The 24,444-nt window shown below is 71.3% G+C and carries 20 protein-coding genes; 16 read left to right on the top strand and 4 right to left on the bottom strand.

What is annotated here, in order from left to right:
* Positions 1 to 126: 126 nt before the first annotated feature.
* The 8 genes from ACIPK3_RS30770 (at position 127) to ACIPK3_RS30735 (ending at position 7,871) form a co-directional block, all read left to right on the top strand.
* Positions 127 to 2,397 carry a putative bifunctional diguanylate cyclase/phosphodiesterase gene (locus ACIPK3_RS30770; RefSeq protein ID WP_402574969.1) on the top strand — a complete coding sequence of 757 codons (2,271 nt, stop codon included), beginning with the start codon at positions 127 to 129 and terminating at the stop codon, positions 2,395 to 2,397.
* Positions 2,398 to 2,586: 189 nt separating this feature from the next.
* Positions 2,587 to 2,883 carry an Asp-tRNA(Asn)/Glu-tRNA(Gln) amidotransferase subunit GatC gene (gene gatC / locus ACIPK3_RS30765; RefSeq protein ID WP_018531282.1) on the top strand — a complete coding sequence of 99 codons (297 nt, stop codon included), beginning with the start codon at positions 2,587 to 2,589 and terminating at the stop codon, positions 2,881 to 2,883.
* 5 nt (positions 2,884 to 2,888) lie between these two features.
* Entirely contained in the window at positions 2,889 to 4,391 is a 1,503-nt protein-coding gene (gatA, locus tag ACIPK3_RS30760; RefSeq protein ID WP_402574967.1) for an Asp-tRNA(Asn)/Glu-tRNA(Gln) amidotransferase subunit GatA, read from the top strand.
* Positions 4,388 to 4,630 carry a hypothetical protein gene (locus ACIPK3_RS30755; protein ID WP_402574965.1) on the top strand — a complete coding sequence of 81 codons (243 nt, stop codon included), beginning with the start codon at positions 4,388 to 4,390 and terminating at the stop codon, positions 4,628 to 4,630. The genes gatA and ACIPK3_RS30755 overlap by 4 nt, the downstream gene beginning before the upstream one ends.
* 15 nt (positions 4,631 to 4,645) lie before the next feature.
* Positions 4,646 to 6,160, top strand: a complete 1,515-nt coding sequence (gatB, locus tag ACIPK3_RS30750) for an Asp-tRNA(Asn)/Glu-tRNA(Gln) amidotransferase subunit GatB (protein ID WP_402574963.1) — start codon at positions 4,646 to 4,648, stop codon at positions 6,158 to 6,160.
* A gap of 130 nt (positions 6,161 to 6,290) precedes the next feature.
* On the top strand, positions 6,291 to 6,686 hold the full coding sequence (locus ACIPK3_RS30745; protein ID WP_402574961.1) for a hypothetical protein: 396 nt from the start codon (positions 6,291 to 6,293) through the stop codon (positions 6,684 to 6,686).
* 22 nt (positions 6,687 to 6,708) lie between these two features.
* The gene (locus ACIPK3_RS30740; protein ID WP_402574959.1) at positions 6,709 to 7,278 is read left to right on the top strand and encodes a GNAT family N-acetyltransferase; all 570 of its coding nucleotides are present in this window, start codon (positions 6,709 to 6,711) and stop codon (positions 7,276 to 7,278) included.
* Positions 7,279 to 7,313: 35 nt separating this feature from the next.
* Positions 7,314 to 7,871 (top strand): hypothetical protein, encoded by a 558-nt coding sequence (locus ACIPK3_RS30735; protein ID WP_402574957.1) that lies wholly within the window; start codon positions 7,314 to 7,316, stop codon positions 7,869 to 7,871.
* 83 nt (positions 7,872 to 7,954) lie between these two features.
* Here the strand turns inward: ACIPK3_RS30735 and ACIPK3_RS30730 are convergent, their stop codons facing one another.
* Entirely contained in the window at positions 7,955 to 9,109 is a 1,155-nt protein-coding gene (locus ACIPK3_RS30730; protein WP_402575067.1) for a PQQ-dependent sugar dehydrogenase, read from the bottom strand.
* 122 nt (positions 9,110 to 9,231) lie between these two features.
* Positions 9,232 to 10,230, bottom strand: coding sequence for an aldo/keto reductase (locus tag ACIPK3_RS30725; protein ID WP_402574955.1), 999 nt, complete (start codon positions 10,228 to 10,230; stop codon positions 9,232 to 9,234).
* Between the two features lie 75 nt (positions 10,231 to 10,305).
* Between ACIPK3_RS30725 and ACIPK3_RS30720 the strand changes: the two genes are divergently transcribed.
* The 6 genes from ACIPK3_RS30720 (at position 10,306) to serA (ending at position 20,307) form a co-directional block, all read left to right on the top strand.
* Entirely contained in the window at positions 10,306 to 11,268 is a 963-nt protein-coding gene (locus ACIPK3_RS30720; RefSeq protein ID WP_402574953.1) for a 2-hydroxyacid dehydrogenase, read from the top strand.
* Between the two features lie 409 nt (positions 11,269 to 11,677).
* On the top strand, positions 11,678 to 14,719 hold the full coding sequence (locus ACIPK3_RS30715) for a putative bifunctional diguanylate cyclase/phosphodiesterase (RefSeq protein ID WP_402574951.1): 3,042 nt from the start codon (positions 11,678 to 11,680) through the stop codon (positions 14,717 to 14,719).
* 252 nt (positions 14,720 to 14,971) lie between these two features.
* Positions 14,972 to 16,819 carry an acetolactate synthase large subunit gene (locus ACIPK3_RS30710; RefSeq protein ID WP_402574949.1) on the top strand — a complete coding sequence of 616 codons (1,848 nt, stop codon included), beginning with the start codon at positions 14,972 to 14,974 and terminating at the stop codon, positions 16,817 to 16,819.
* Positions 16,820 to 16,851: 32 nt separating this feature from the next.
* Positions 16,852 to 17,376, top strand: coding sequence for an acetolactate synthase small subunit (gene ilvN, locus ACIPK3_RS30705; RefSeq protein ID WP_402574947.1), 525 nt, complete (start codon positions 16,852 to 16,854; stop codon positions 17,374 to 17,376).
* Between the two features lie 124 nt (positions 17,377 to 17,500).
* Positions 17,501 to 18,499: a ketol-acid reductoisomerase gene (gene ilvC, locus ACIPK3_RS30700; RefSeq protein ID WP_402574945.1), complete on the top strand. Its 999-nt coding sequence runs from the start codon at positions 17,501 to 17,503 to the stop codon at positions 18,497 to 18,499.
* Between the two features lie 218 nt (positions 18,500 to 18,717).
* A complete protein-coding gene (gene serA / locus ACIPK3_RS30695) occupies positions 18,718 to 20,307 on the top strand; it encodes a phosphoglycerate dehydrogenase (RefSeq protein ID WP_402574943.1) in 1,590 nt (529 codons plus the stop codon).
* A 148-nt stretch (positions 20,308 to 20,455) separates the two neighbouring features.
* On the opposite strand, the gene ACIPK3_RS30690 is transcribed toward serA, so the two are convergent.
* Positions 20,456 to 22,003: an MFS transporter gene (locus tag ACIPK3_RS30690; RefSeq protein WP_402574942.1), complete on the bottom strand. Its 1,548-nt coding sequence runs from the start codon at positions 22,001 to 22,003 to the stop codon at positions 20,456 to 20,458.
* Between the two features lie 96 nt (positions 22,004 to 22,099).
* On the opposite strand from ACIPK3_RS30690, the gene ACIPK3_RS30685 reads away from it, so the two are divergent.
* Positions 22,100 to 22,678: a TetR/AcrR family transcriptional regulator gene (locus ACIPK3_RS30685; RefSeq protein WP_402574940.1), complete on the top strand. Its 579-nt coding sequence runs from the start codon at positions 22,100 to 22,102 to the stop codon at positions 22,676 to 22,678.
* A 4-nt stretch (positions 22,679 to 22,682) separates the two neighbouring features.
* Positions 22,683 to 23,036, top strand: a complete 354-nt coding sequence (locus tag ACIPK3_RS30680; protein WP_402574939.1) for a VOC family protein — start codon at positions 22,683 to 22,685, stop codon at positions 23,034 to 23,036.
* A gap of 31 nt (positions 23,037 to 23,067) precedes the next feature.
* On the opposite strand, the gene ACIPK3_RS30675 is transcribed toward ACIPK3_RS30680, so the two are convergent.
* Positions 23,068 to 24,264 carry a PucR family transcriptional regulator gene (locus ACIPK3_RS30675; RefSeq protein ID WP_402574938.1) on the bottom strand — a complete coding sequence of 399 codons (1,197 nt, stop codon included), beginning with the start codon at positions 24,262 to 24,264 and terminating at the stop codon, positions 23,068 to 23,070.
* Positions 24,265 to 24,444: the final 180 nt, after the last annotated feature.

The following is a 24,444-nucleotide window of genomic DNA, read 5'->3' as shown; positions in this document are numbered from 1 at the left end:
GCTGCGGCCGGGGCATTCCCGTGCTCATCGAGCGTGCGGGGAAGGGTTTTCCAACGCGGGACCGCTGATGGCCGTCGGACAGCGGACCGCGTGGCGTGGGCACCGCCGGCTGTGAGAGGGACGGGAATGGAACCGACCGAGAGCGCCGCCCCGGACTCATGGCAGCGCCTGCGCCGGAAGGCGGGCGCGTGGCGGGAGATCCGGTGGCCGCGCCGGGCCGCGGAGCGGACGGGGGCGGCCGCGGACGGCCGCGGCACCTTCCCCCCGGCACTCGTGGCCCCCCTGATGTCCCCGGCACCGCTGACCGTCGAACCCGTCGCCGTGCTTCCCGGTGGCGAACACGAACGCCGGCAGTCCTGGCCCGCGCTGCCCGCCGCGGTCGTCGCGGCCGCCGGATTCACCCTGGGCGCCGGATTCCTGCGGGCGTTCACCGACGGCCACGCCCTCTTCCCGTCCGGCACGGTCGGCTGGTCGCTGGCCGTGCTCACCGGAGTCATCGTCGGCCACCTGGTCATGCTCGGCCGCTCCCGCTGGTGGAGCGGCACCGGCTCCGGCGCCGCGCTCACCCTCGCCGTACTCCTGCTGTACGGCTGGGTGCCCGCCGGAATGGTCAGTCTCAGCGTCGTCGTCCTGGTCGCCGCCGCCCGCCGCAACCGGTGGCGCCAGGGCGCGCTCCAGGGCGCGGTGGACATCCTCGGGATCGGCGTCGGCGCCCTGGTGCTCCGTGCCTTCGGCCGCGTTCCGAGCGTCGAGGCCCCCTGGGACCCGCACCGCTGGACCGTCGCCACCGCCGCGGAGGTGGTGCTCGTCGCGGCCGCCTACCTCGCGGTCACCCGCGTCCTGCTGTGGTACCTGCACGCCCCGCGCGGCGGACTGCCCACCATCGCCCGCACCGCGCTGGCCAGACAGGGCCTGATCGCAGTCGCGCTGCTCGGCATCACCCCGCTGGTCTGCGCGGTCGCCGACGCCCAGCCGGTGCTGCTCCCGCTGTTCGCCATCCCGCTCGTCGCGCTCGACTCCACCCTGTGGATCGCCCGCGCGCGGGCGGAGGAACAACTGCGCGACCCGCTGACCGGGCTGCCCAACCGGCAGTGGCTCCTGGAGCGGATCTGGACCGCCCTCGACGACGCCGAACGCATCGGCGCGCGGGCCGCCCTGGTACTCATCGACCTCGACCGCTTCCGTTCCGTCAACGACACCCTCGGCCATCTCGCCGGCGACCGCCTGCTGCTCCAGACGGCCGACCGGCTGCGGCTCGCGCTGCCGCGCGGCGCCGAGGCGGCCCGGCTCGGGGGAGACGAGTTCGCCGTGTTACTGCCCGTCGCCGACTCCACCACGTCGGCGACCCGCGTCGCCCGCAACCTGATCGCCGCCCTCGGCTCCCCGCTCGACCTGGACGGGCTCACCCTCGTGCTGGAGGCCAGCGCGGGCGTCGCCGTCTTCCCCGATCATGCCCTGGACGCCGAGGGGCTGCTGCGCCGGGCGGACGTGGCGATGTACCAGGCGAAGCGGGACCGCACGGGCGTGGAGGTGTACGAGTCCAAGCGGGACTCCAACACCCCCGACCGGCTCGGGCTGCTCGGCGATCTGCGCCGCGCCCTGGACGCGCACGAGGTCCAGCTGCACTACCAGCCCAAGGTCCGCTTCGACGGCCAGGTCGCCGGTCTGGAGGCGCTGGTGCGCTGGGTCCACCCCGAGCGCGGAAAGGTTCCCCCGGACGAGTTCATAGCGATCGCCGAGTCCTCCGGGCTGATGCCCCATCTGACGGAGTACGTGCTGGAGACCGCGCTCGGGCAGGTCGCCCGGTGGCGCGCGCAGGGGCTGCGCGTGCCGGTCGCCGTCAACGTCTCCCCCCGCGACGTCCACACCCCCGGCTTCGCCGGTTCGGTGGCCGCCCGGCTGGCCCGGCACGGCGTCCCGGCGGGGGCGCTGCAACTGGAGATAACGGAACACGTGCTGCTGGAGGACCCGCAGCGGGCCGCGGACACCCTGGCCGGGCTGACCGGGCACGGTGTGAAGATGTCCCTGGACGACTTCGGCACCGGGTACTCCTCCCTGGTGCACCTGCGCCGGCTGCCGGTCAGCGAACTGAAGATCGACCGGTCGTTCGTGGCCCGGCTCGCCGTGGACAACCAGGACGCGGAGATAGTGCGCTGCACGGTGGACCTCGCGCACTCCCTCGGGCTGCTGGTGGTGGCCGAGGGCGTCGAGGACGACGAGACCTGGGAGCGACTGCGGGACCTCGGCTGCGACGCCGTACAGGGCTGGCTGGTCGCCGCGGCGATGCCCCCCGACGAAACCACGGCATGGCTGCGCGCTCGCGGCTCCCGCGGCTGGCAGCGCCCGAAGGCCGCCCTGCCGGCGGCGGCCGCGGACGACACGGGCCTGGTGGGCTGAGACCCGGGGGAGTGTGTCCGGGCGGCGCCGTGCCAGGCCGTGCGAGGCCGTCCCAAGGTCGCCGCGCGCTGCCCGAGAGCGGCCCGGGGGAGTGTGCCGGGCGACGCCGGGGGAAACCGTTGCACGGTCACGGTGCCCAGCCCCATAGGATTGGGTCAACCACACACACTCACCCCAGAGGAACGCTGCATGCCTGGCATCACGCGCGAGGAGGTCGCCCACCTCGCCCGGCTGGCGCGTCTGGAGCTGAAGCCCGAAGAACTCGACCACTTCGCGGGCCAGCTCGACGACATCATCGGCGCGGTCGCCCGCGTCAGCGAGGTCGCCGACCAAGACGTACCGCCGACCTCCCACCCGCTGCCGCTGACCAACGTCATGCGCGCGGACGAGGTCCGTCCCTCGCTCACCCCCGAGCAGGCGCTCTCCGGCGCCCCGGCCCAGGAGCAGCAGCGTTTCAAGGTGCCGCAGATCCTGGGGGAGGACTGAATCCCATGACGGACAACGTCAACATCATCAAGCTCACGGCCGCCGAGACCGCCGGGAAGATCGCCTCCGGCGAGCTGACGGCGGTCCAGGTGACCGAGGCCCACCTCGCCCGCATCGAGGCCGTCGACGAGAAGGTGCACGCCTTCCTTCACGTCGACCGCGAGGGCGCCCTCGCCCAGGCACGCGCCGTGGACGAGAAGCGCGCCCGTGGCGAGAAGCTCGGCCCGCTGGCCGGCGTCCCGCTCGCGCTGAAGGACATCTTCACCACCGAGGGCATCCCGACCACCGTCGGCTCGAAGATGCTCGAAGGCTGGATCCCGCCGTACGACGCGACGCTCACCAAGCGGCTGAAGGCCGCCGACGTCGTCATCCTCGGCAAGACCAACATGGACGAGTTCGCCATGGGGTCCTCCACCGAGAACAGCGCCTACGGGCCGACCGGCAACCCCTGGGACCTCACCAGGATCCCCGGCGGCTCCGGCGGCGGCTCCTCCGCAGCGCTCGCCTCCTTCCAGGCGCCGCTCGCCATCGGCACCGACACGGGCGGCTCCATCCGCCAGCCGGCCTCCGTCACCGGCACGGTCGGCGTGAAGCCGACGTACGGCGCGGTCTCCCGCTACGGCATGGTGGCGTTCTCCTCCTCCCTCGACCAGGGCGGCCCCTGTGCCCGTACGGTCCTGGACGCGGCCTTGCTGCACGAGGTGATCGCCGGACACGACCCGATGGACTCCACGTCCATCGACGCGCCCGTCCCGCCGGTCGTGGAGGCCGCCCGCAACGGCAGCGTCGCCGGTATGCGCGTCGGCGTCGTCAAGCAGTTCCGCGGCGAGGGCTACCAGGCCGGCGTCATCCAGCGGTTCGACGAGTCGGTCGAGCTGCTCAAGGAGCTGGGCGCCGAGATCGTCGAGCTGGACTGCCCGTCCTTCGACCTCGCGCTGTCGGCGTACTACCTGATCGCGCCGTCCGAGTGCTCGTCCAACCTCGCCCGCTTCGACGGCCTGCGCTACGGCCTGCGGACCGGCGACGACGGCACCCACTCGGCCGAGGAGGTCACCTCCCTCACCCGTGAGGCGGGCTTCGGCGCCGAGGTCAAGCGCCGCGTCATGCTCGGCACGTACGCCCTGTCGAGCGGCTACTACGACGCGTACTACGGCTCCGCGCAGAAGGTCCGCACGCTCATCACGCGTGACTTCGAGAAGGCCTTCGAGCAGGTCGACGTGATCGTCTCCCCGACGACCCCGACCACCGCCTTCGCGATCGGCGAGCGCGCGGACGACCCGATGGCGATGTACCTCGCCGACCTGTGCACCATCCCGACCAACCTGGCGGGCAACGCGGCCATGTCCCTGCCCTGCGGTCTCGCCCCGGAGGACAACCTGCCGGTCGGCCTCCAGATCATCGCCCCGGCGATGCAGGACGACCGTCTGTACAAGGTGGGTGCCGCCGTCGAGGCCGCCTTCGTGGAAAAGTGGGGACACCCGCTGCTGGAGGAGGCTCCGTCGCTGTGAGCAACACACTGTCGAAGGCCAAGGGCTTCAAGAAGACGAAGTCCGGCACGTACCTGTCGATGGCCGGGACCGCGTTCGGCGCGTTCGGTGTGGCCAAGCAGATGAAGAAGGCACGCACCGAGCACGACACCCTGCGGCTGATCGACGCCGCCGTGTCCGCCGCCGCGATCGTCACCGGCCTCGCCATCCTCTACCGCGAGCTCAAGCGGCTCGGCGACGACGACGTCCTGCTGGGCTGAGAGGGAACTTTCACCGTGACCACCACGACCGACCTGGTGTCGTACGAGGACGCGCTGGCGTCGTACGACCCCGTCATGGGCCTTGAGGTCCATGTCGAACTCGGCACCAAGACCAAGATGTTCTGCGGGTGCTCCACCGAGCTGGGCGCCGAGCCCAACTCGCAGACCTGCCCGGTCTGCCTCGGCATGCCCGGCGCGCTCCCGGTCGTCAACGCGACCGGCGTCGAGTCCGCCGTCAAGATCGGCCTCGCGCTGAACTGCGAGATCGCCGAGTGGTGCCGCTTCGCCCGGAAGAACTACTTCTATCCGGACATGCCGAAGAACTTCCAGACCTCCCAGTACGACGAGCCGATCGCCTTCAACGGCTACCTCGACGTACAGCTGGAGGACGGCGAGACCTTCCGCGTGGACATCGAGCGCGCCCACATGGAGGAGGACACCGGCAAGTCGACGCACGTCGGCGGCGCCACCGGCCGTATCCACGGCGCGTCCCACTCCCTGCTGGACTACAACCGCGCCGGCATCCCGCTCATCGAGATCGTCACCAAGCCGATCACCGGCGCCGGCGAGCGCGCTCCCGAGGTCGCCCGCGCCTACGTCCGTGAGCTGCGCGAGCTCATCCGGGCGCTCGGCGTCTCCGAGGCCCGCATGGAGATGGGCCAGATGCGCTGCGACGTGAACCTGTCGCTGATGCCCAAGGGCGCCGAGAAGTTCGGCACGCGCTCCGAGACGAAGAACGTCAACTCGCTGCGCTCGGTGGAGCGTGCGGCCCGCTTCGAGGTCATGCGGCACGCCGCGGTGCTCTCGTCGGGCGGCACGATCATCCAGGAGACCCGTCACTTCCACGAGGACACCGGGTCGACGACCTCGGGCCGGGTGAAGGAGGAGGCCGAGGACTACCGGTACTTCCCGGAGCCCGACCTCGTCCCGGTGGCGCCCGCCCGCGAGTGGGTCGAGGAGATCCGCGCCGCGCTGCCGGAGATGCCGCTGGCCCGCCGCACCCGCCTGCTCGCGGAGTGGGGCATCTCGGCCACCGACATGCAGTCGATCCTCAACGCCGGTGCGCTGGACCCGATCGTCGCCACGATCGACGCCGGCGCCGACGCGGCCTCCGCCCGCAAGTGGTGGATGGGCGAGCTGGCACGCAGCGCCAACGAGTCGGGCACGTCGCTGGACGAGCTGGCCATCACACCGCAGCAGGTCGCCCGGGTCACCGAGCTGGTGAACTCCGGTGACCTGAACGACAAGCTGGCCCGCCAGGTCATCGAGGGCGTCCTCGCGGGCGAGGGCACCCCGGACGAGGTCGTCGAGAAGCGCGGTCTGAAGGTCGTGTCGGACGACTCGGCGCTCGGTACCGCCGTGGACGAGGCCATCGCCGGCAACCCGGGAATCGCCGACAAGATCCGCGGCGGCAAGGTGGCCGCGGCCGGCGCCCTGGTGGGCGCGGTCATGAAGGCCACGCGCGGCCAGGCCGACGCGGCCCGCGTCAAGGAGCTGATCCTGGCGAGGCTGGGCGTCAGCGAGGGCTGACTCCGGCCCGAGGGGGTGCGCCGGCACCGGCGCACCCCCTCGGCACCGCGTCGGCCCGGTGAACGTGCCGCCCGGCGCGCGCGTACCCGAAGGTATGCGCTCGGAGGCACAGGTACTACGCTCGCCCGCCATGAGCGGACGCACCGATTACGACACCCGGCCGGACACGGACGAGGTGAGCGACGTGGACGACGACGTGCACGACGCGGCCGACGCGGCCGACGCGGCCGACGTGGACGGCGTGGATGAAGCCGACCACGAAGGCGACGGAGACGGGGCCGAGGACGCGCGCCGGGCCCGCTGGACCGCGTCCGGTGCCGGAGCCCTGCTGTTTCTCGCGGGACTCGCGGCGTCCCTGATGCGCCTGACCGGCTCCGCACCCGCCCTGGTCCCGGCCGCCTACGGGTTCGGCGCGGCGGTGTGCGCGTGCGGCGCGGTCCTCGGCCACGGGGGCCGTACGCGCCGGGCCCTGTGGCTGCTGATCGTCGGCACGATGGTCATGGCGCTGGGAGACCAGTTCGACTGAACATCCGAAGGAGAACGGCACGATGTACGCGATATCCCTGGGCGACGACGGCGCGGAACTGCGCCCGCTGGAGTCCTGGCACGCGGAGGAGTTCCTCGCCCACCTCGACCGGGGGCGGGAGCACATCGGCCGGTACATCACCTTCGGTTCGCAGGCCACCGACGTCGAGTCCGCCCGTGCCCTGCTCACCGGGCACGCCGACAAGCGCACCGCCGACAACGGAGGCCTGCACGGCATCTGGCTGGACGGCAAGCTGGTCGGCGGAGTGCTGTTCTGCACGTTCGACGCCGTGAACGGCACCTGCGAGGTCGGCTGCTGGCTGGAACCCGCCGCGACCGGGCGGGGACTGATCACCCGGGCCATCACCGTGCTCATCGACTGGGCGGTCGAAGTGCGCGGCATCCACCGGGTGGAGTGGCACGCGGCGTCCGGCAACGTACCGAGCGTCAACACCGCCCGGCGGCTGGGCATGACCCGGGACGCGGTCATGCGCGAGACCCACCTCCACCGGGGAGTACGGCACGACATGGAGGTCTGGTCGGTGCTGGCGCCGGAGTGGCGTACGGCACGTGGGCACCGCGACGATCATTAAGGGACCTCTCAGACAGCGTCCGTACGGTGCCAGACATGGGAACGAAGACTGTTGACGGTGCCGCTCCCGGCACCGAGGCACAGACCGACGAGACCAACCCGGCCGAAGAGACCACGAAGAACGCCACCGAGGCCGCCGCAGGGGAAGAGGCCGCCGCGGAATCGGAGAAGCAGGGCCCCTCCGGCGTCGACCAGGGCCCCTCCGGGGTCGGACAGGGAGCCGCCGCCGTCGTCTCCGCCGCGCTGGGCCTCGTATCGCTCAGCGGAGGCTGGATCGGCACCGTGGCCGCCGCCCGCACGACCCTCGACGGCCAGCTCCACACCGCGTCCAACGCGGGTGTCGCCACACAGATCAAGGCGGTTTACGGCGACGCCTGGCACACCACCGCGCTGTGGGCGGGGCTGTTCGCCCTGGTCGCGCTGCTCACCGGCGTCGCCGTCCTGGCCCGTCCCGCGTTCGGCACCCCCGGCGGGCCGCAGGCCCCCTGGATCAAGTCGGTCGCCTGGGCGGGCGTATCGCTCGGTGTCGTCGGACTGCTGCTGGCCCTGCTCAAGTACTCCGACGTTCTGCTGGGACTGCCCTCCGCCGGCTGACCTCACCACCACCGATCACCAGGGGTCTCAGGTCCTGCGTAAGTACCTACGCAGGACCTGGGACCCCTTAGGTGTGTCCGGGCTCAGCGCACCTCCAGCTCCAGGATCCGGTCGTCACCCTTCTTCGGGGTGCCCCTGCCGTCCGTGTTGCTGGTGACCAGCCACAGCTTGTGGGGGTCCGCCGCGACGACCGTGCGCAGCCTGCCGTACTCGTCGGTCAGGAAGGCCTGCGGGGCCGCCGAGGCCGTCGTGCCCTTCAGCGGGACGCGCCACAGGCGCCGACCCTTCAGGCCCGCCATCCAGACCACCCCGTCGGTCTGGGCGATGCCGCTGGGGGAGGCGTCGTCGGTGTGCCACTGGGCGATCGGGTTCTGATAGGCCGGGTCGGCCGACCTGCCCTCCGCCGTCGGCCAGCCGTAGTCGCCGCCCGGCTTGATCGCGTTCAGCTCGTCCCAGGTGTCCTGGCCGAACTCCGAGGCGAACAGCCGCTGCCGGTCGTCCCAGGCGAGGCCCTGCACATTGCGGTGGCCGTAGCTGTAGACCGGGGAGCCGGGGAAGGGGTTGCCCGGCGCGGGCTCGCCCTCCGGGGTCATCCGCAGGATCTTCCCGCCCAGGGACTTCCTGTCCTGCGCCAGGCCCCGCTGACCGCTTTCGCCGGTGCCCGCGTAGAGCATGCCGTCGGGACCGAACGCGATCCGGCCGCCGTTGTGGATGAAGCCCTTCGGGATGCCCTTGAAAACCGTGTCGGGGGCGCCCAGTTGATCACCGGCGGGCCTGTGCTCGTCGTACAGCACGCGCACGATCCGGTTGTCCGAGGCGGAGGTGAAGTAGGCGTAGATCATGTGGTCCGAGGCGAAGTCGGGGGAGACGGCGAGGCCCAGCAGGCCGCCCTCGCCCGCCGCGGACACCCCGGAGACCCTGCCCAGTTCGGTCGTGCGGCCGGTCTTCTCATCCACCCGGGTGATCGTGCCCTCGTCGCGCGAGGAGACCAGCAGGCCGCCGTCCGGCAGGGGAGCCAGGCCCCACGGGGTCTTGAGACCTTCGGCGACCGTGCGCAGCACCTTGACCGACCCCTTGGCGGGCGGGACCCGCTCGGTCGCGCCCGCGGACGGATCGGCGGTGGAGGACTTCCCCTTCGACGCCGTGGTCGTACCCACGCCCGGGAACGGCGGCCCTCCGTCGCCCGAGGAACAGCCCGCCGTCAGCAGGAGCGCGGCCGCGGCCAGTGCGGCGGGCACGGCTCGGCGTTGTACGAATGGCACGATCGAGTTCCCTTCGACGCGGCGATGCCGTCGGCTTCTCTCTCTCATACACCGCTCGTCCCGCCCGGGTTCCCGATTTCCCGGGATCATTCCCGGGATCAGTCCCACGAGCCCCGTGCGGGCGGCACCAGGGACAGCTCCGCCAGATCCTCCGTGGTCAGGCACAGGCCCGCGGCAGCCGCGTTCTCCGCCGCCCAGCGCTCCTGCTTGGTGCCGGGCACCGCGACCACGTGTCGGCCCCGCGCCAGCACCCAGGCCAGGGCCACCTGGGCGGGCGTGACCTCCGGGCCGTGCCGGCCGGCCACCCGCCGCAGTCCGGCCACGGCGGCCTGGTTGGCGGCCATCATCTCGGCCGTGAAGCGGGGGTGCCGGGCGCGTACGTCGTCCGGCTCGAAACCCTCACCGGGGGTCAGAGTCCCGGTCAGGAACCCGTTGCCCAGCGGCATCGCCGCCAGGAAGCCGATCCCCCGCGCCTCGCACCACGGCAGCAACTCGTCCAGGGCCTCCCGCGACCACACCGACAGCTCGGCCTGCACCGCGCTCACCGGGAACACCTGCTGCACCCGCCGGAGCTGACGCAGCGTGCCGTCGTACAGCCGGCTGCCCGCCCGCCGCCCGCCCCGCACGCCCATCGCGCACAGCCCCAGTGCCCGTACCTTCCCGGCCCGCACCAGATCCGCCATGGCGCCCCAGGTCTCCTCGACCGGCACCTCCGGGTCGGCCCGGTGCAGCTGGTAGAGGTCGATCACATCGGTCTGGAGCCGTCTGAGCGAGGCGTCGCAGGCGCGTCTCACGTATCCCGGACGGCCGTTCGCCACGATGTGCTGCTCGCCCACCAGCAGGCCGACCTTGGTCGACACGAAGGCGTCCACGCGCCGCTCCCTCAGCACCCGGCCGAGCAGCAGCTCATTGGTGAACGGCCCGTACATGTCCGCCGTGTCCAGGAGGGTCGAGCCCAGGTCCAGCGCCCGGTGCACGGCCCTGAGCGACTCGTCACCCCGCTGCCGCGACCTCGTGTACGCCCAGCTCATCGGCATGCAGCCGAGTCCGACGGCCCCGACCGCGAGCGCCCCCGCGCCGATCGTCCTGCGCTCCACCTGCTTGTGAACCTCCCTCTCCTGCCACCCCAACCTAACCCGGGCTCGGGCACCCGCCTGACATAGCCTCCTGACATGACTGCTGACGTGTGGCTTCCCATTCCACCGAAGGAGATCGAGGGGCTTCCCGAAGGGCTCCGCTACCTGTTCTGGGACGGGGGCGAGGACGGTGACCAGGAGTTCCCCGGCGATCCCGCGGACTGCGCCCTGTATGTGGTGCCGTACATGAAGCGTCAGCCCGTCCTGGTCCGCCCGCTGGAGCGGATGCGCAACGTCCGCGTCGTGCAGACCCTCACGGCCGGGGTCGACGACATCAGCGAGCGGATGTCCTTGTTCCCGCCCGGGGTACGGCTGTGCAACGCGCGCGGGGTGCACGAGGCGAGCACAGCCGAACTGGCGCTCACCCTGACCCTCGCCTCACTGCGCGGAATTCCGAACTTCGTGCGGGCGCAGGAGCGGGGGGCCTGGGCGAGTGAATTCCGTCCGGCGCTCGCCGACCGCAGCGTCCTCATCGTCGGCTACGGGGCCATCGGCGCCGCCATCGAGGACCGGCTCGTGCCCTTCGAGGTCGCGCGGGTGGTGCGCGTCGCGCGCTCTGCCCGCACCACGGAGCGCGGACCGGTGCACCCGCTCACCGAACTGCCCGCCCTGCTTCCGCAGGCCGACGTCGTCATCCTCTCCACCCCGCTGCTCGACAGCACCCGAGGCCTCGTCAACGCCGACTTCCTCACCCTGATGAAGGACGGAGCGCTGCTCGTCAACGTCTCCCGGGGGCCCGTCGTCGACACGAACGCGCTGCTCACGGAGCTGGAGAGCGGGCGGATCAGCGCGGCCCTGGACGTCACCGACCCCGAACCGCTGCCCGCGGGACACCCGTTGTGGCAGGCGCCCGGTCTGCTGATCAGCCCGCACGTGGGCGGCCCCACCTCGGCTTTTCTGCCGCGCGCCAAACGTCTGCTGGTGGACCAGTTGCACCGGTTCGTGAACCGGGAGCCCCTGCGCAACGTGATCCTCACGACGGGGTCACCGAACGGGTGAGGACGGGCGCAACGGGCACGTAACACCGGCTTCCGGTACCCTCCGCGACCTTCCGGACGCGGTCTGCGCCCGCATAACCGCTGGTCGTCACTGTCCGTAGAGAAGCTATGTCCCTGAGTGACGAGACTGGTGTATCGTCCCGACAGGGGCTGCGCCGCGCACCGTTCGGCGCCGGGGATGGACATTTCAGACTGTGAGGGGGGCGACGGGCGATGCACGGCCTATGGACGAACGATCCGACGCGGCGGAGCCGCCGGCGACGACCCTGGCGCACAGCCGCGCTTGGACGCGGCCACCACACCACCCACCACCGCAGGCACAGTGCACGCAGGAGGCACACGCACCCCGCGCACCAGGAGGCGCACCGGGACCCACGGGACCCGGGGGCGGAGCGCACCGGGAGGCCCCGGTGAGTTCCCCGTCGACTGTGACCACCACCCTCGACGGAGGGCTGCGGGCGCAGCCTCCGTCGGGAACCCAGCTGCCCCGTCCGCCGGCCCTCGGCGGCGGGTCCGGCCTGGCTCAGCAGCTCGTCCTGGCCCTGCTCTGCGCGGCATACGCCGTCGGTTCCGCGCTCGGCTGGGGCTCGGCCGTACTGGCCCTGTTCATGGGGGACTTCGGGCTGACCGCGGCCGCGGGCACCGCCGCGGTCTCGTGCTTCCTCTTCGCCCGGAGCCCCCACGTCCGTTTCCGGCCCGCCTGGCTGCTGTTCGCCCTCTCCTCGGCGATGGCCGCCCTCGGCAACGCGGTCTGGGGGTGGTACGAGGTCGTCCTCCAGAAGCCCGTGCCCAGCCCCAGCTACGCCGACCTGTTCTTCCTGTGCTTCGCGCCGCCCGCCATCGTCGGACTGCTGGTGCTGGCCAAACGGCCGGTGTCCAAGGCCGGGTGGATCTGTCTGACGCTGGACGCCTGGCTGATCGGTGGCTCACTGCTCACCCTGTCCTGGAGCCTCGCGCTCGCCCAGGCGGCCAAGTTCGACGGGCCGAGCGTGGCGCACACCGCGCTGTCACTGGCGTACCCGCTCCTCGACATCGCGCTGGTCAGCATGGTGCTCGCGCTGCACTTCAGGCGCTCGCCGGGCAATCGCACAGCGGTGAACACGGCGATCGGGGCGCTGGCCCTGACCGTCATGTGCGACGCCCTGTTCACCTCGCCGCTGCTGCACAGCAGTTACCGCTCCGGCCAGTTGCTCGACGCGGGCTGGTTCGCCGGGTCGCTGCTGCTGGCGTACGCGCCCTGGGCCCCGACCCGGCGCCACGACCGGCCCGAGGGCGACCGGCAGGGTGACCGCCAGGGCGGCGACGGGCACACCCGCGCGGTCCACGAGCACGTCCCGGGGCAGCGCACCTCCGGCCCCGGCCCCGGCCGGAAGGCACCCGGGCAGACGCCGGGCGGCGACCACCACGTCGGTCTTCCGGCGGGCCGTCCGCTCACCGGCTCGCTGGCCGCGCTCACCCCGTACCTGGCCGCGGCCGTGTGCACGCTGGGCATCCTCTACAACGTCCTCAGCGGCCGCAGCCCCGACCACGTGGTGCTGCTCACCGCGGGCGCCGTCGTGCTCGCGCTCGTCGTGCGTCAGGGCATCATGCTGCTCGACAACATCACCCTCACCCAGGAACTGGCGCAGAAGGAGAACCACTTCCGCTCCCTGGTCCAGGGCTCCAGCGACGTCATCATGATCGCCGCCCCCAATGGCTTCCTCCGCTACGTCTCCCCGGCCGCCGCCGGGGTGTACGGCCGGTCCGCCGAGGAGCTGGTCGGCACGGAACTGGCCGGTCTCATCCATCCGGAGGACCTCGGCTGTGTGGTGCACGAGGTGCGCCGCTTCATCGCCGCCAACCCCCTGGAGGAACCCACCACCCGCATCGAGTGCCGCTTCCGGTCCGGCAACGGCGGCTGGCTCAACGTCGAGTCCACCGTCAACCGCCACCACGGCGGCCTGATCTTCAACAGCCGTGACGTCACCGAACGGGTGCGCCTCCAGGCGCAGCTCCAGCACAACGCCGAGCACGACCCGCTCACCGACCTGCCCAACCGCGCGCTGTTCACCCGGCGTGTGCAACAGGCGCTGTCCGGCCGCCGGGCCTCCGACCGCGGCGCCCATCTGCGCGGCACGGCCGTCCTCTTCATCGACCTGGACGGCTTCAAGGCGGTCAACGACACCATCGGGCACCAGGCCGGGGACGAACTGCTGGTCCAGGCCGCCCGCAGACTCCACGACGCGGTACGGCACGGGGACACCGCCTCCCGGCTGGGCGGCGACGAGTTCGCGGCCCTGATCGTCGGGGACGGCGCCCGTGACCGCAGCGCCCGGGAGCGGCACATCCTGGAGCTCGCCGACCGCCTCAGGCTGACCCTCTCGCAGCCGTACCTCATCGACGGCAACGATGTCCGTGTCAACGCCTCGATCGGCGTCGCCTTTGCCGAACCAGGCCTCGGCGCGGGTGAGTTGCTGCGCAACGCCGACCTCGCCATGTACCGGGCCAAGGCGGCCGGAAAGGGCCGGGTCGAGCTGTACAGACCGCAGATGCAGCAGGACGTCGTCCGCAAGGCGGAGCTGGCCACCCGGCTGCGCGCCGCGCTGCACGACGGCGAGTTCACCCTGCTGCACCAGCCGGTGGTCAGCCTGGCGGACGGCCGGATCACGGCCGTCGGCGCACAGGCGCGCTGGCGCTCCTCGCAAGGGGTGCTGTTCACCCCGGCCGAGTTCCTGCGGGTCGCCGAGGGAAGCGACAAGACCTCGGAACTCGACCGCTGGATCCTGGAGGAGGCGGTGGAGCAGGCGGCCGAACGCTCGTCGAACGGGCTCGCCGTGCCCGTGGTCGTCCGGATGAGCGCCCATCGGCTGCTCGACCGCTCACTGCCGCTCGGCTCGGTGGAGGCCCTGCTCAACCGGCACGGGCTGCCCTCCGGCGCCCTGCTGGTCGAGCTGGCGGGCGCCGACCCCCGGGACTGCCTGGACGAGCTGGAGCGGCGCCTCGGCGCCCTCAGACGGCTGGGCGTCCGGATCGCGCTGGACGGCTTCGGCAGCGGCTGCGCGGCGATCACCGCGCTCCGTCGCCTCCCCGTCGACGTACTCAAACTCGACCGCGGTCTGGTCGAGGGCGTGGTGGAGTCCGCGCGGCTGCACAAGATCACCAACGGGCTGCTGCGTATCGCCGCCGACCTCGGCATGCAGTCCGTGGCCGACGGTGTGGACGGGCCGGAGCAGGTCCTCGCGCTGCGCTCGATGGGCTGCACCCACGGGCAGGGCATGGCCTTCGCCGGGCCGCTGGACGAGTGCCGACTGCGGCGGGCGCTCGGAACCGGTCAGTATCCGGTTCCGCGCGTTCCGGTCGAGCCGGCGTTCGCGGGCGGGGGCGCGGGGGTGTACACAAGTGGTGTGCCCGCTGTCTTCGGAGGCGGAAGTGCCCTTCGCCCACATAGTGAGACGCCCGTCCCACCCACTTGACACGTGGTGCGCGTCGGGGGGAGGGTCAGTCCCATGCGCACCCGAATTCTCGTACTTGGACAGCGCGTCGGCTGAGCTGGGACCCACCGGAGGACGATCCGGAATCCCCAGCGACCTCACCGGCGCGCTCCCCTCGCTTGCCTTCTGGCACGAGGGGTTTTTTGTTGCCCAGCACGCCCCAACAGCAAGACCCGCAGCGAAACCCGCAGCGAAACCCTCAGCAAAACCCTCAGCATCGAGAAGAGAATGCCGATGACCGAGCAGGCCACCGGGGCCCACCATCCGCAGCCGCGGCCCCGTTCCGGAGGACAGCACCCGCCCGTCGAGCACATCACGGGCGCGCAGTCCCTCATCCGTTCGCTTGAGGAAGTCGGCGCGGACACGGTATTCGGCATTCCCGGCGGCGCGATCCTGCCCGCCTACGACCCGCTGATGGACTCCACCCGGGTCCGCCATGTGCTGGTCCGCCACGAGCAGGGCGCCGGCCACGCGGCCACGGGCTACGCGCAGGCCACCGGCAAGGTCGGCGTCTGCATGGCCACCTCCGGGCCCGGCGCCACCAACCTGGTCACGCCGATCGCGGACGCGCACATGGACTCGGTGCCGCTCGTGGCGATCACCGGGCAGGTCGCGTCCCGCGCGATCGGCACGGACGCCTTCCAGGAGGCGGACATCGTCGGCATCACGATGCCCGTCACCAAGCACAACTTCCTGGTCACCAAGGCCGAGGACATCCCCCGGGTGATCGCGCAGGCCTTCCACATCGCCTCCACCGGCCGCCCCGGTCCGGTCCTGGTCGACATCGCGAAGGACGCGCTTCAGGCGCGTACCACCTTCTCCTGGCCGCCCGTCATGGACCTGCCCGGCTACCGCCCGGTCACCAAGCCGCACGCCAAGCAGATCCGCGAGGCCGCCAAGCTGATCACCTCGGCCCGCAGGCCCGTCCTCTACGTCGGCGGCGGTGTGATCAAGGCCGGTGCCACCGCCGAACTGAAGGTCCTCGCAGAACTCACCGGAGCGCCCGTCACCACCACCCTGATGGCGCTCGGCGCATTCCCCGACAGCCACCCGCTGCACGTGGGGATGCCGGGCATGCACGGTGCGGTCACCGCCGTCACCGCGCTGCAGAAGGCCGACCTGATCGTCGCCCTCGGAGCCCGCTTCGACGACCGTGTCACCGGCAAGCTGGACAGCTTCGCTCCCTACGCCAAGATCGTCCACGCCGACATCGACCCGGCCGAGATCGGCAAGAACCGCGAGGCCGACGTGCCGATCGTCGGCGATGCCCGCGAGGTCATCGCCGACCTGATCCAGGCCGTGCAGAAGGAGCACAGCGAGGGCCACTCGGGCGACTACACCGCATGGTGGAACGACCTCAACCGCTGGCGCGAGACCTATCCGCTCGGCTACGACCAGCCCGCCGACGGCTCGCTCTCCCCGCAGCAGGTCATCGAGCGCGTCGGACAGCTCGCCCCCGAGGGCACGATCTTCGCCGCGGGCGTCGGCCAGCACCAGATGTGGGCCGCCCACTTCATCCAGTACGAGAAGCCCGCCACCTGGCTCAACTCCGGTGGCGCCGGGACGATGGGCTACGCGGTCCCGGCCGCGATGGGCGCCAAGGCCGGCGCTCCGGACCGCACCGTCTGGGCGGTCGACGGCGACGGCTGCTTCCAGATGACCAACCAGGAACTCACCACCTGCGCCCTCAACAACATCCCGATCAAGGTCGCCATCATCAACAACGGCGCTCTCGGGATGGTCCGCCAGTGGCAGACCCTCTTCTACAACCAGCGCTACTCCAACACCGTGCTGCACTCCGGCCCCGAGGACGTCAACCCGGAGGCCAGGGGCACCCGCGTGCCGGACTTCGTGAAGCTGTCCGAGGCGATGGGCTGCGTGGGCCTGCGCTGCGAGAGCCCCGACGACCTCGACAAGGTCATCGCGGAGGCGAACTCCATCAACGACCGTCCGGTCGTCATCGACTTCATCGTCCACGAGGACGCGATGGTGTGGCCGATGGTCGCCGCCGGCACCTCCAACGACGAGATCATGGCCGCCCGGGACGTCCGCCCCGACTTCGGCGACAACGAAGACGACTGAGAAGACGACCGAGCGAGAGAGACCACTGACCCATGTCCAAGCACACGCTCTCCGTCCTGGTGGAGAACACACCGGGCATCCTCGCCCGGATCGCCGCCCTGTTCTCCCGCCGCGGCTTCAACATCGACTCGCTCGCGGTCGGTGTCACCGAGCACCCCGACATCTCCCGCATCACCATCGTGGTGAACGTCGAGGATCTGCCGCTGGAGCAGGTGACCAAGCAGCTCAACAAGCTCGTCAACGTGCTCAAGATCGTCGAGCTGGAGCCCGCGCACGCCGTTCAGCGTGAACTCGTTCTGGTGAAGGTGCGCGCCGACAACGAGACGCGCTCCCAGATCGTGGAGATCGTCCAGCTGTTCCGCGCCAAGACCGTGGACGTCTCCCCGGAGGCCGTCACCATCGAGGCCACCGGCAGCGGCGACAAGCTCACCGCGATGCTCAAGATGCTGGAGCCGTACGGCATCAAGGAACTGGTCCAGTCCGGCACCATCGCGATCGGCCGGGGCGCCCGCTCCATCACCGACCGCTCGCTGCGCGCACTCGACCGATCCGCGTAGGGCTGGTGCGGGCGTCCGTCGCACCGCCGCCCGCAGCCGCCCGTATGCCGAGACCCCCGAACCACCCTCCCGCCCGCCGTCATACGGTGGGAGCAACATCTGCACACCAAGGAGAGAACCCAAAGTGGCCGAGCTGTTCTACGACGCCGACGCCGACCTGTCCATCATTCAGGGCCGCAAGGTCGCGGTCATCGGATACGGCAGCCAGGGCCACGCCCACGCCCTGTCGCTGCGCGACTCGGGTGTCGACGTCCGCGTCGGTCTGCACGAGGGCTCCAAGTCCAAGGCCAAGGCCGAGGAGCAGGGCCTGCGCGTGGTGAGCCCCGCCGAGGCCGCCGCCGAGGCCGACGTCATCATGATCCTCATCCCGGACCCGATCCAGGCCCAGGTGTACGAGGCGTCCATCGCGCCGAACCTGAAGGACGGCGACGCGCTGTTCTTCGCCCACGGCTTCAACATCCGCTTCGGCTTCATCAAGCCCCCGGCCGGCGTCGACGTCGCCCTGGTCGCCCCGAAGGGCCCGGGCCACCTGGTCCGCCGCCAGTACGAGGAGGGCCGCGGCGTCCCCGCGATCGCCGCCGTCGAGCAGGACGCCACCGGCAACGCCTTCGAGCTGGCCCTGTCGTACGCCAAGGCGATCGGCGGCACCCGCGCGGGCGTCATCAAGACGACGTTCACCGAGGAGACCGAGACCGACCTGTTCGGTGAGCAGGCGGTGCTGTGCGGCGGCACCTCCGCACTGGTCAAGGCCGGTTTCGAGACCCTGGTCGAGGCGGGCTACCAGCCGGAGATCGCCTACTTCGAGTGCCTGCACGAGCTGAAGCTCATCGTCGACCTGATGTACGAGGGCGGCCTGGAGAAGATGCGCTGGTCCGTCTCCGAGACCGCCGAGTGGGGCGACTACGTCACCGGCCCGCGCATCATCACGGACGCCACCAAGGCCGAGATGAAGCAGGTCCTCGCGGAGATCCAGGACGGCACCTTCGCGCAGAACTGGATGGACGAGTACCACGGCGGTCTGAAGAAGTACGACGAGTACAAGAAGCAGGACTCCGAGCACCTCCTGGAGACCACCGGCAAGCAGCTGCGCAAGCTGATGAGCTGGGTGAACGAAGAGGCGTGAGCCTTCCGGTCCGTGGCCGGGGCACGCAGCCCCGGCCACGGACGGGTGATCCTTCCGGATCCACCCGTGGAGACGCGAGGCGATCGGCCTCCCGCCACTACACTTCTGTTTCACAACGCGTCAGGCCCACAGCGTCGTGCGTCTTCCGCGGCTAGCCCCTCCTCCGCTTGCGGCCGTCGGGACGGCCGTCCGCACGCCAAGGACTTGTGAGGACTCACGTGAGCTCGAAACCTGTCGTACTCATCGCTGAAGAGCTGTCGCCCGCGACCGTGGACGCGCTCGGCCCCGACTTCGAGATCCGCCAGTGCAACGGCGGCGACCGGGCCGAACTGCTCCCCGCCATCGCCGACGTCGATGCCATCCTGATCCGTTCCGCCACCAAGGTCGACGCCGAGGCCATCGCCGCCGCCAAGAAGCTCAAGGTCGTCGCGCGAGCCGGCGTCGGCCTGGACAACGTGGACGTCTCCGCCGCCACCAAGGCCGGTGTGATGGTCGTCAACGCCCCCACCTCGAACATCGTGACCGCCGCCGAGCTGGCCTGCGGTCTCCTCCTCGCCACCGCCCGCAACATCCCGCAGGCCAACGCCGCGCTGAAGGTCGGCGAGTGGAAGCGCAGCAAGTACACGGGCGTCGAGCTGGCCGAGAAGACGCTGGGCGTCGTGGGCCTCGGCCGCATCGGCGCGCTGGTGGCCCAGCGCATGTCCGCGTTCGGTATGCGCGTCGTCGCCTACGACCCCTATGTGCAGCCCGCGCGCGCCGCCCAGATGGGCGTCAAGGTGCTGTCGCTGGACGAGCTCCTCGAGGTCGCCGACTTCATCACCGTGCACCTGCCGAAGACCCCCGAGACGCTGGGTCTCATCGGTGAGGAGGCGCTGCACAAGGTCAAGCCGAGCGTGCGCATCGTCAACGCGGCACGCGGCGGGATCGTGGACGAGCAGGCGCTGTACTCGGCGCTCAAGGAGGGCCGCGTCGCGGGCGCCGGGCTGGACGTCTACGCGAAGGAGCCGTGCACGGACTCCCCGCTGTTCCAGTTCGACCAGGTCGTGTGCACTCCGCATCTCGGCGCCTCCACCGACGAGGCCCAGGAGAAGGCGGGTATCGCCGTCGCCAAGTCCGTCCGCCTCGCCCTCGCCGGTGAGCTGGTGCCGGACGCGGTGAACGTCCAGGGCGGTGTCATCGCCGAGGACGTCAAGCCGGGCCTGCCGCTCGCCGAGCGCCTCGGCCGTATCTTCACCGCGCTGGCGGGCGAGGTCGCGCTCCGCCTCGACGTCGAGGTGTACGGCGAGATCACCCAGCACGATGTGAAGGTGCTGGAGCTGTCCGCGCTCAAGGGCGTCTTCGAGGACGTCGTCGCCGAGACGGTGTCCTATGTCAACGCCCCGCTGTTCGCGCAGGAGCGCGGCGTGGAGGTCCGGCTGACCACCAGCTCGGAGTCGGCGGAGCACCGCAACGTGGTGACCGTGCGCGGCACCCTGGGCAGTGGCGAGGAGGTCTCGGTCTCCGGCACCCTGTCCGGCCCGAAGCACCAGCAGAAGATCGTCGCGGTCGGGGAGTTCGACGTCGACCTGGCGCTCGCCGACCACATGGTCGTCCTGCGCTACGAGGACCGTCCGGGCGTCGTCGGCACCGTGGGCCGCATCCTCGGCGAGGGTGGCATCAACATCGCCGGTATGCAGGTCGCCCGCGCGGTGGCGGGCGGCGAGGCGCTGGCGGTACTGACCGTGGACGACACGGTCGGCTCCGCCGTCCTGGCCGAGGTCGCGGAGGAGATCGGGGCGACGTTCGCCCGGTCGGTGAACCTGGTCTGACACCGGACCAGCGCTTGTAGCGCTTGTTAGTACGACGCCCGCAGGCGTAGAGCGCCGGGCGGAGCCGGGGAAAATCCCGGCTCCGCCCGGCGCTCCGCCGTGTCCGCGCGGTCCGTGTCCGCGAGGGCGATCTCACGCGCGGTCCGTCTCACTCGCGGCCGGCGTCGATCTTCCGCAGCGTCACCGCCGCGAGCCCCGCGGCCCCGGCCAGTACGACGGCCCCGGCGATCGCCGCCGCGTGCATCCCGCCGGTGAACGCCTCCCGCGCCGAGGCGAGCAGATCCGCGCCGGTACGGCCGGGCATCCGGGCGGCGGTGGCGAGCGCGCCGCCGAGGGTCTCCCGGGCGGAGTCGGGGGCCGAGGAGGGCAGTTCGTGCCGGTAGACAGCCGTGCCGACGGAACCCAGGACCGCCATTCCGAGGGCGCCGCCGAACTCGGTGCCGGTCTCCAGCAGAGAGGAGGCGGTGCCTGCCCGCTCGACCGGGGCGGTGCTCATCGCGAGGTCGGTGAGCTGGGACATCACCATGACCACCCCGGAGGCGAGGACACCTGCGGCGGCCAGCACCAGCCAGAGCGAGTCGGTGCCGGTGAAGACGAGCAACGCGTAACCGGCGGCGCTGACGCCGAACCCGGCGGCCACGACGTGACCGCGGTTCACCCCCCGGGCCACGAGCAGTCCGGTGACCGGCCCGGCGACGCCGATCAGCACGGAGGGGAGCAGGCTCCACAGGGCGGCCTGAAGCGGGCTCCTGCCGAGGACGGACTGGAGGTACTGCGTGGTGAAGATGGCGGAGCCCATCATCCCGAACGCGGAGACCAGGGTCAGGACGAGCGCGGGGCTGAAGCCGCGGCCCCGCAGCAGGGCCAGGGGTACCAGCGGGGAGGCCGCGGTGCGCTGGCGGTGGACGAAGAGCACGGCGAAGACCAGACCGACGGCGATCGAGGCGCCGTAGCGCGGGTCCCAGCCCTCGGAGGGGATCTCCTTGAGGCCGTAGATCACGGGAAGGACGGCGGCCAGGGACAGCGGAACGCTGATCCAGTCGAACCGGCCGGGGTCGGGATTCCTGGACTCGGGGAGCAGCACGGGGCCGAGAACGAGCAGCAGCGCCATGGCCGGCAGGTTGACCAGGAAGACCGAACCCCACCAGAACTGCTCGACGAGGACCCCGCTCATCACCGAGCCGAGCGCGATCCCTCCGGTCATCACGCCGGACCAGAGCCCGATCGCCTTCGCCCGCTGGCCGGGGTCGGTGAACATCGTGCGCAGCAGGGCCATGGTCGACGGCATCAGGGTCGCGCCGCCGACCCCGAGGATCGCGCGGGCCGCGATGAGGGTTCCGGCGCTGTCGGCGTAGGCCGCGAGGACGGAGGCGGCGCTGAAGGCCGCGGCGCCGGTGAGCAGGAGCCTGCGTCGGCCCACGCGGTCGCCGAGTGAGCCCATCGTCATCAGCAGACCGGCGAGCACGAAGCCGTAGATGTCGAAGATCCAGAGCTGCTGGGTGCCGCTCGGCCGCAGGTCTGCGCTGATCGCCGGGGCGGCGAAGTAGAGGACGGAGACGTCCATCGAGACCAGCAGCAGCGGAAGCATCAGCACGCCGAGAGCGGTCCACTCCCGGCGGCCGGCGCGGGAGGTGGCGGGTGAGGGTGTGTTCGAAGGCGAAGGCGAAGGCGGGGTCGTGCTCGTCGAGTTGGTCACGACGAGGAATGTACGCGCGTCTTAAACGCTTGTCTAGGACGACTGTGTAATTCATGCGTCTAGGACGCGTGTATGTCCCCGGGGTAGGGTGCGCGCATGGGTCATCGTGAGGATCTGCTCGAAGGCGCCAAGCGCTGTCTGCTGGAGAAGGGCTTCGCGCGCACGACGGCGCGCGACATCGTCCGGGAGTCGGGGACGAACCTGGCTTCGATCGGCTACCACTACGGCTCGAAGGACGCGTTGCTGGCGCAGGCGTACGTCGCGCTGGTGGAGAACACGTCCGCCGGATTCGACGGGACCGGCGAGGGGGCGGAGGGCGCGCCGGGTTCGCTGGAGCGCTTCCGATGGGTGTGGTCCAACATCGTGGACACCATGCGGGAGCCCGGATCGGTCTGGCGGCTGAGCATGGAGGTCATGACCATCGACCTGCCCGAGCTGCGCGAACACCTGGCCCGTGCGCAGCGGGAGGGCGGGCGCGGGCTCGTGGCGATGCTCATGGGAGTGCCGGAGGAGGAGGTGTCCGACGAGACGGCCGACACCCTCGGCAAGCTCTACCTGACCCTGATGACCGGGCTCATCGCCCAGTGGACCTTCGATCCGGCGACGGCCCCGGACGGGGACGCCCTCGCCGAGGGGCTACGACAGGTCGTGCTTGCCGTCGGCAAGGCAGGATGACGGTATGGAACATGTGCTTGGAATCGGTGGGTACTTCCTGCGAGCCGCCGACCCGGCGGCAATGAGCGCCTGGTATCGCGAATGCCTGGGCATGGACACCGACGCCAACGGCCTGTGGCGTCAGGAATCCGGGCCGACGGTGTTCGCGGCCTTCGAGTCGGAGACCGAGTACTTCGGCTCCCGCGACCAGCAGACCATGCTCAACTTCCGCGTCCGCGACCTGGACGCGATGCTCGCGCAGCTGCGCGCCAAGGGAGCGGACGTGGCCGAGGAGACGCAGGAGATGGACGGTGTCGGCCGATTCGGCTGGGTCACCGATCCCGAGGGCAACCGGATCGAGCTCTGGCAGCCCGCCTGAGCCCGAGCCCGGCACGCACCCGGGCGGTGGGTCACATCCGCGCCCGCTTGAGCACCATGTGCAGCAGCAGCCGGTCCTCCCCGTCCCCCAGATCCAGCCCCGTCACCTGCTCCACCCGCGACAGCCGGTAGTACAGGGTCTGCCGATGGATGCCCAGCGCGGCCGCCGCCCGCCCCGCCTGGCCCGCGCAGTCGAGGTAGACCTCGGCGGTGCGGGCCAGTTCCTGGTGGGCGGGGGAGAGGAGGGGCCCGGCCGCGGGGTCCTGGACGGCGTCCGGGGGGAGTGCGGTCAGCAGCCGATACGGCCCGATCCGCGCCCACTCCACGACGGGTCCGAACCGGGACTCGGCCAGCGCGGCGCGCGCCGCCGCCACGGCTTCCTCCCAGGCCGCACCCAGCTCGGCCAGACCGGTGCGGACCGCTCCCACGCCCGCGGCGGGCGCGGCTTCGGGGCCGGCGGCCGCCCGGAGCCCTTCCGCCTCCCTCAGCAGCCGTCCCGCCGCGGCGGTGGCCGGTGCGACCGTGTCCGGCGAGCGGAGCCGGACCAGTGCCGCGAGGCACTGGGCGGTGTCCCCCCACGGCACCGCACACAGGGCCGTCGCGTGCGGCACCGTACGGGCCGTGGGGGCGTCGTCCGGGTCCGCGGAGGGCCACGGAGCGACGCAGATCAGTGTGTGCGGGCCCTGCGCGCGAGGGCCGAGGGCCGTCCGCAGCTCGGCCACCGCCATGTCCCGCTGCCAGCCCCGCTCCGCCGTGAGCACCGCACGCAGCTCCCGGCCAAGACCCGCCCCGGCCTGCGCCTCGTCGGCGAGCAGTGCGCCGAGGCGGCCCGTGACCGCCATCGCGGCGGTCAGCTGGGCGGCCGTCGGCCCGGGGTCGTCGTCCAGCAGCCAGACATAGCCGAGGACCACACCCCGATGGCGTACCGGGAGGCAGACCCGTCCCCGGTACACCCCGGCCTCGGGGGTGGGCGGGATGCGCACCGGTCCGGTCGCCCGGGTGATCCCGAAGCCCTCGAACCACGTCCTGACCGCCGCCGTGGAGCGCCGGGTCAGGATCGAGCGGGCGCGCACCGGGTCCAGGGCGGAGGCGTCGAGCTCGCCCTCGCTGTCGTACGTGCCGAAGGCGATCAGCTCGAAGTCACGGTTCTCCAGCGTCGCCGGGGCGCCGAGAAGCTCCGAGATCTCGTCCACCAGCTCCTGGTAGTCACCCTTGTAATCCGTCGCCACCCGGGCATTCTCCCCCAATTCCCGGCCGCCTTCATACATCTGTCTGAGATCCAGTACACGGATGCGTGACAGCTGTCGATGGCCGACGATCGGAGAGATCCTTAAGTTTCACGGTGGTTCTCCGTGCCGCACCCAAAACGTCGGGTGACGGCTGTTCTGGTGCTTGTCTGTGGAGGTGCC

Source organism: Streptomyces sp. NPDC086787 (assembly GCF_044745865.1).
Taxonomy (GTDB): Bacteria; Actinomycetota; Actinomycetes; order Streptomycetales; family Streptomycetaceae; genus Streptomyces.
This window is presented reverse-complemented; position numbering and strand designations above follow the sequence as displayed.

What these genes read in the sequence shown, in the direction of transcription:
- gatA (WP_402574967.1), top strand. Translation starts at nt 2,889, where the DNA reads ATGACGGACAACGTCAACATCATCAAGCTCACGGCCGCCGAGACCGCC.
- gatC (WP_018531282.1), top strand. Translation starts at nt 2,587, where the DNA reads ATGCCTGGCATCACGCGCGAGGAGGTCGCCCACCTCGCCCGGCTGGCG.
- ACIPK3_RS30745 (WP_402574961.1), top strand. Translation starts at nt 6,291, where the DNA reads ATGAGCGGACGCACCGATTACGACACCCGGCCGGACACGGACGAGGTG.
- ACIPK3_RS30770 (WP_402574969.1), top strand. Translation starts at nt 127, where the DNA reads ATGGAACCGACCGAGAGCGCCGCCCCGGACTCATGGCAGCGCCTGCGC.
- ACIPK3_RS30680 (WP_402574939.1), top strand. Translation starts at nt 22,683, where the DNA reads ATGGAACATGTGCTTGGAATCGGTGGGTACTTCCTGCGAGCCGCCGAC.
- ACIPK3_RS30710 (WP_402574949.1), top strand. Translation starts at nt 14,972, where the DNA reads ATGACCGAGCAGGCCACCGGGGCCCACCATCCGCAGCCGCGGCCCCGT.
- ACIPK3_RS30740 (WP_402574959.1), top strand. Translation starts at nt 6,709, where the DNA reads ATGTACGCGATATCCCTGGGCGACGACGGCGCGGAACTGCGCCCGCTG.
- ACIPK3_RS30685 (WP_402574940.1), top strand. Translation starts at nt 22,100, where the DNA reads ATGGGTCATCGTGAGGATCTGCTCGAAGGCGCCAAGCGCTGTCTGCTG.
- ACIPK3_RS30720 (WP_402574953.1), top strand. Translation starts at nt 10,306, where the DNA reads ATGACTGCTGACGTGTGGCTTCCCATTCCACCGAAGGAGATCGAGGGG.
- ilvN (WP_402574947.1), top strand. Translation starts at nt 16,852, where the DNA reads ATGTCCAAGCACACGCTCTCCGTCCTGGTGGAGAACACACCGGGCATC.
- ACIPK3_RS30735 (WP_402574957.1), top strand. Translation starts at nt 7,314, where the DNA reads ATGGGAACGAAGACTGTTGACGGTGCCGCTCCCGGCACCGAGGCACAG.